Below are 660 nucleotides of genomic sequence, written 5' to 3'. Positions count from 1 at the left end.
ATCGTCTGCGGCTTGATCTCCTATCCCCGGCACCCGGACTACGCCGCCTTCCGGGAGATCGCCGACGAGACGGGCGCCTACCTCATCGCCGACGCGGCCCACCCCATCGGCCTGGTGGCCGGCGGCGCGGCGCCCAATCCGGTGCCGTACGCGGATGTGGTCTGCGCCACCACCCACAAGGTGTTGCGCGGACCGCGCGGTGGCTTGATCTTGTGCAACGCCGCGCTGGCCGAACGCATCGACCGGGCGGTCTTCCCCTTCACCCAGGGCGGCGCGCAGATGCACACCGTGGCCGCCAAGGCGGTCGCCTTCGCGGAGGCCGCGACGGCCGACTTCGTCGCGTACGCGCACCGCGTCGTCGACAACGCGCGCGTGCTGGCCTGGGCGCTGGACGGCCTCGGCATCGGACTGCTGACCGGGGGCACCGACACCCATCTGATCAGCGCCGACGTCACGGGCCTCGGCCTCGACGGGCGCACCGCGCGCGGCCGGCTCGCCGCCGCCGGCATCGTGCTCGACACCTGCGCGCTGCCCCGGCCCGGGCAGGCGGCCGGGTACGTGAAGGGCCTGCGGCTGGGCACCGCCGCGGTCACCACGCAGGGCATGGCGGAGGCCGAGATGGAGCGGGTCGGGGAGCTGATCGGGGCGGCCCTGCGGGAG

1 pseudogene is annotated in these 660 nt (G+C 74.7%); it reads left to right on the top strand.

Features of this window, described 5'->3' with window-relative positions:
* Positions 1–660: pseudogene (locus tag KUM32_RS39080) on the top strand (serine hydroxymethyltransferase); the annotation flags it as partial.

The organism is Streptomyces sp. AC627_RSS907 (assembly GCF_019049165.1).
The sequence above is the reverse complement of the archived record's forward strand: the minus strand, read 5'-3'. Positions and strand labels throughout refer to the sequence as shown.